This is a genomic window from Candidatus Komeilibacteria bacterium CG_4_10_14_0_2_um_filter_37_10 (assembly GCA_002793075.1).
Taxonomy (GTDB): Bacteria; Patescibacteriota; Patescibacteriia; order UBA1558; family UBA1558; genus UM-FILTER-37-10.
This window is the reverse complement of the sequence record PFPO01000036.1, coordinates 1-5283: the sequence shown is the minus strand read 5'-3', so window position 1 is coordinate 5283 and position 5283 is coordinate 1. Positions and strand designations below refer to the sequence as shown.

Here is a 5283-nt window from a genome sequence, read left to right as displayed (position 1 = left end):
CAAATTTATCAAACTCCGATCGGTTATCGAAAAAAAAGATTATGGGTTTTGAGACAGCTAAGGAAGCAATTGATAAATATATTTCCCTTCTACGATTGCACGGAAAAAAAGATGGTGCTATAAATTTTGGTGGTGGTGAGCCATTGCTAAATTGGAAAGTAATTGAAATGTCACTCAGATACATCAAAGCAACTTATTCTGATGAATTTGAATTACGGCTTACTTTGAACACAAACGCTTCTCTTCTAACTGCAGAAATAGCTGAGAACCTTAAGCGCTATGGCGTTGAAATAGCTTCTAGTTTAGATGGACTTGCAAAAGCCAATAATTTGGTAAGACTAACGTCTTCTGGAGAAGAAACCTTTGATTTAATTGTTAACGGCTTTAGGAATTTGGAGCTTGTAGGTTATCCAATAGAGGGGATTTCTATAACAATTAACGAGAGGAATTTTCAATATATTTTAACTGAGATTATTGATTGGGCGGTTGAAAGAAAAATGACTGATCTAAGGATTGATATTGATGTGGTTGGTGCCATCAATATCCCGGTGGCGGAGGTTGCAGATAAATTAATGTTATTATGGAAATATGCTAAGCAGAGAAAAATTCAGATTGCTGGGTTTTGGTCTCGGCCTTATGAAAATTTAAGTTTATCAGTTTTAACTGATGACGTTGGTTTTTGTGGGGGTGTTAAGGGTAATAGTATTTGTGTAAGTCCTTCAAGAGAAATATTTATGTGCGGATATAGCAATACTATTCTCGGTAATTTGGATTCGTTTGGCCAATCTCTTTTAGTAGATGGTACATATTATAACTTGGTAAAGAATAGACAAACTGGTCAAATGAAAATGTGTCAAGATTGTCCTATTGAGTGTCAGTGCAATGGTGGTTGTCAGATTACGCAGGAATATGCAGCAGAGATTAACTCTATGAAACTAGATAGAATGTGTGAATTGTATAAAACGATGACGTATAGACTTCTTCTTGAACAGATTAGTACACAATTATAAACAAAGATCTAATAAGGAGGTGATAAAAATGCCTAAGACCAAAAAGAAGCTGACAAATTTAACAATTAAAGCTTTGCCGAAGGTAGTGATTGTATGCACGTGCAGACAACAAAGCAACTGCAGTTAAGTTATTAGTTAATTTGTAAAGCTAAGGATAAAGTATTATACTATCCTTAGCTTTTTATTTTTATATTATGAATAAAAAAATTGAACAAATATATTCAGAACTTATAAGTCATTATCAAACCAATTTAAATAATATTGGTTATTTAGCATTTGGATCAGCTGCTCGAGGTCAAGAAGATGAGAATTCAGATATTGATTTTTATATTATTACCAAGAAAAAGCCGCAGCATTATCGAGAAAATTTTATATATAAAGGCCAGAGGATTGATATTTTATTTGACTCAGTGCTAGAATTAGAGAAATATTTAGAAAATGAAAAAAATAATTTGCGTCGACCGGTGGCCAATATGATTTATAATAGTAAATTAGTTTTGGCTAAGACAGGTGCAGTTATAATGTTAATGAAAAAATCAAAAATTGTTTTGCAATCAAAAATAAAATATTCTAAAAGTGAAGTATTGATGCATAAATATTCTTTGGATGATTTTCTAGGTGAAGCCATTCGTGATTATAAAACTAAAAACATTTTTGCTTTTACTTTAGATGCCCAATTAATTATTGATAATTCCGTGGAATTATTTTGTAAGTTGAACAATATTACACTTACTCAGCCAAGAGAAATGCTAAATAAGATTTTTAAAAAAGATAAAAAATTTGCTGGTCTAATTAGAGAGTACTCCGCAATAATTAATAGTAGAAATAGACTAAATTCCCTAAAAAAAATAGTCAAATATATTTACAGTATATCGAACGGTGCCTTACCTAATAAATGGTCAGTATAACTGTACTGGTTAATTATTAGCAAATAAATATTTTAAATCTGGTACGTAAATATATCCCGCATGTTGTTGTATAATAGTTCTAACAACCTCCACAATGCCCTGCTATATCGTTGGCTAATGATCTAGATAAATTATTTAAAACAGGGTCATCCTTTTGCAGAAAACGTTTTACCAGTAAAGATTAAAGCTGTTTTACTGGTAGCACCATGTTTTGATGCTCAAGACAGTGATTATAAAATGGCTGATTTTATATTACCAGATAGTACAACAAAATTAGTTGAACAAGTTAAAAATATAAATATATATTTTAGTAAAGACGATCCCATAGTACCACCAATTGATTTTATTAAGTATCAAAAATTTATACCGGCAGCTCGGTTTATTGAATTTACCGATCGCGGTCATTTTCTACAACCAACATTCCCCGAGTTAATTCAAGATCTTAAATTATTAATAAACAAATAAATATTAATTCTATGTATAAAAAGAAAAAAGTTGCTGATAAAAAACATCGCAAGAGTAGTGGTAAAAAAATTGCCAGCTTACGCCACTAAATACACAATAAAGTCAGCTCGAGGGGAGCTGATTTTTTAGCTGTTGACAGCCCTAAAGAAAGGATCTATATTAATAGTAGATCTTTAACATATAACAATAAGTAAAGGAGATAGTATGAAAAATGTCAATCTTAATAATGTTGATGATCAGATAGAAATTGATAGGGTACCTTTGACTTTTGGATTAGCCGAGCCATTACCAAAAAGCAATTCTGCAAGTGGTGCAACTGCTCGTGATAGTGGTGGCACTACGGGCGGTGGTCCAGCAAGCGAAGACGCTAACGTCGATTATGATTAACAAAATTAAAGAGACGACAATCATCGTCTCTTTTTCTAAAAGGAGAGAATAATGATACTTATAATAACGCAAAGCAGAGATGATCATGTTGAGTTTCTTTATAACCGTTTAACTGAAAGCAAAAAGAAACATATAGTTCGTTTTAATACAGAAGATTTTCCGATGTTAACCTCAATCATATTATCCGACAGCCCCTCTATAGAAATAGAGGGCACCAAATATTTGTTACGAAATTTTTCAAGTGTCTGGTATCGTCGACCAATTGATCCAATAATAGCGAATGTTATTAAAAATAGTACTGCTAGAAAATATGCCCTTGATGAATGTTGGAATATGTTAAAAGCTCTATGGAATGGAATGAATTGGGCTCTTTGGGTTAATGAACCATCGAAGATAAGGGAAGCAAATCATAAGTGGCATCAATCATTTATCGCTCGTGAATTTGGTTTTTTATATCCGCAGACATTAATTACTAATAATCCATACGAAGCTCGTCTATTTTGTAAAATGTTTGACCATGCGATTGTTAAGCCAGTTTTTACGAGTCATTTTGAGTCGAGTGATGGTTGGAAAATGATTTATACAAACCCTATCTCTTTTGATGATTTGAGGATTAATGATTTAGAATTAGCGCCGGCTACTTTTCAAGAATATATACCAAAGAAGATTGAATTACGGGTTACTGTTGTAGATAAAAAGGTTTTTGCATGTGCTATTGAATCTCAGGCAAACGAAAAAACCAAGGATGATTGGAGGCATTATGATTTAGACCATACGCCCCATTACCCATTCAATCTTCCTGATTATATTAAAGAGATGTGTATTAAAATTGTAAATTATTATGGCTTGAAATTTGGTGCTATTGATCTTATTTTGACACCTAAGGATGAATATTATTTCCTTGAATTGAATCCTAATGGTCAGTGGGCTTGGATTGAAAATATAACAGGCCTTCCTATTTTCTCAGCTATTATCGATTTGTTATTTAGTAAAGAATAGAAGTAAGGCTGAAATTATTTGTAATTTCTGCTTTTTATTTATATAATTCAACTATTATGACTCAGTTGTTAAAAAATAAAGTTGATTCGCACTTATTGAAGAAAGCTTGGGATTTAGATCAACAAGCACTTTTTTTAGCTGATAAGAAAAGGAAAAATAAACTTTGGGTTAATTCCTTATTAATTTGTCGGAGATTACTTCGTAAATATATCGAGAAGAGTCCTGAGAATTTACAAATTTTGTCTAAGATTTATTTAATATATTTACATCAGGCTAAATTTATTTTAGCAAAAAAATATTTAGATTTAGCGAATAAAAAGCAAAATAATGATTCAATTATTTTATTTAATTATGGAAATTATTATCGTGCTCTGAATAAATCTAGATTAGCCATTAATTATTATAAGAAAGCGATAAAGTTGAGTAATGAGAAGATATTTAAAGATGAGCTTAAAAGATATTTGAAAATTTTAAAATCAAAATAAAATACTTAATAGCTTATTTATTAAGTGAGTTAATACGAATTAAGATAATGTAAATAGTAAAGTAAGAAAAAAATAAAAAATAAATGCTATAATGATAACAAAGAAAACAGCAGAATATATGAATAAAAAAATTGCCAGCTTACGCCACTAAATATACAATAAAGTCAGCTCGAGGGGAGCTGATTTTTTAATTTAACAGTTTAGTGAATTTTTTCTATCAATTCAATTGCTTGTTTAATACCGTTTAAATTGTTATGATAAAATTATATAGGAATATAAACTATGTTCAAATTAACGCGAAATGTCAGTAATCCGATCTTATCACCAGATAATAATTTACTTTGGGAACGTGAAGGTGTTTTTAATCCTGGGGTAACTAAATTTGGTAAAGAGATATATCTCTTATACCGAGCTGTTGGTGAGCAAGAATCATATATTTCACATTTTGGTTTAGCCAAAAGTAGTGACGGGATACATTTTCAACGAGTTTCATCAGAGCCAGTTTTTGGCCCGAAAGAGATATTTGATCAATGGGCAACTGAAGATCCGAGGGTTACAAAAATCGGTGACGATTATTATGTTACTTACGTAGCGGTAGCAAAACGTATCATGAAAGACGGGCAATCGATTGAACGTTTTTTGCCATTAGAAACCACAACCGCATTGCTAAAAACAGTCGACTTTTTGTCTTATGAAAATTTAGGTATTATTTCTCCACCAAATTCCGATAATAAGGATATTGTTCTATTTCCGCGTCAGATTAATGGACGTTATTATATATTACATCGACCTAATTATTGGTCACAAGAATGGTTTGCAGGACCCTATGAAAAGTATATAAACGAGGGATTACCTTGTGACGTTAAAAATTTACCGGAAATTCCTGGTATTTGGATTGCCTCGTCGCTTAATTTAAAAAACTGGACCGATCACCGCTTATTAATGTCACCATCACACCGTTCAATCGCTAAAATTGGCCCAGGTGTTCCACCGATCGAAACTAGCGATGGTTGGCTAGTTATATATCAT

7 protein-coding genes are annotated in these 5283 nt (G+C 31.7%); all 7 read left to right on the top strand.

All coding sequences use genetic code 11. The annotated features are described in order from the left end of the window. Positions 1-41 precede the first annotated feature (41 nt). Complete coding sequence (locus COX77_01910; GenBank protein ID PIZ99310.1) at positions 42-1010, top strand: hypothetical protein; 969 nt, start codon at positions 42-44, stop codon at positions 1008-1010. A 194-nt stretch (positions 1011-1204) separates the two neighbouring features. Then, positions 1205-1918, top strand: a complete 714-nt coding sequence (locus COX77_01905; GenBank protein ID PIZ99309.1) for a hypothetical protein — start codon at positions 1205-1207, stop codon at positions 1916-1918. Between the two features lie 237 nt (positions 1919-2155). Continuing rightward, positions 2156-2383 carry a hypothetical protein gene (locus COX77_01900; protein ID PIZ99308.1) on the top strand — a complete coding sequence of 76 codons (228 nt, stop codon included), beginning with the start codon at positions 2156-2158 and terminating at the stop codon, positions 2381-2383. 204 nt (positions 2384-2587) lie between these two features. Next, complete coding sequence (locus tag COX77_01895) at positions 2588-2770, top strand: hypothetical protein (GenBank protein ID PIZ99307.1); 183 nt, start codon at positions 2588-2590, stop codon at positions 2768-2770. Positions 2771-2821: 51 nt separating this feature from the next. Further along, positions 2822-3769: a hypothetical protein gene (locus COX77_01890; protein ID PIZ99306.1), complete on the top strand. Its 948-nt coding sequence runs from the start codon at positions 2822-2824 to the stop codon at positions 3767-3769. 56 nt (positions 3770-3825) lie between these two features. Then, complete coding sequence (locus COX77_01885) at positions 3826-4254, top strand: hypothetical protein (protein ID PIZ99305.1); 429 nt, start codon at positions 3826-3828, stop codon at positions 4252-4254. A 282-nt stretch (positions 4255-4536) separates the two neighbouring features. Then, positions 4537-5283, top strand: a 747-nt coding sequence (locus COX77_01880; GenBank protein ID PIZ99304.1) for a hypothetical protein, incomplete at its 3' end; no start/stop codon positions are given.

Bases quoted from the DNA above. Each gene is read 5' to 3' on its own strand.
- COX77_01910 (PIZ99310.1), top strand. From the start codon at position 42: ATGGGTTTTGAGACAGCTAAGGAAGCAATTGATAAATATATTTCCCTT.
- COX77_01905 (PIZ99309.1), top strand. From the start codon at position 1,205: ATGAATAAAAAAATTGAACAAATATATTCAGAACTTATAAGTCATTAT.
- COX77_01900 (PIZ99308.1), top strand. From the start codon at position 2,156: ATGGCTGATTTTATATTACCAGATAGTACAACAAAATTAGTTGAACAA.
- COX77_01895 (PIZ99307.1), top strand. From the start codon at position 2,588: ATGAAAAATGTCAATCTTAATAATGTTGATGATCAGATAGAAATTGAT.
- COX77_01890 (PIZ99306.1), top strand. From the start codon at position 2,822: ATGATACTTATAATAACGCAAAGCAGAGATGATCATGTTGAGTTTCTT.
- COX77_01885 (PIZ99305.1), top strand. From the start codon at position 3,826: ATGACTCAGTTGTTAAAAAATAAAGTTGATTCGCACTTATTGAAGAAA.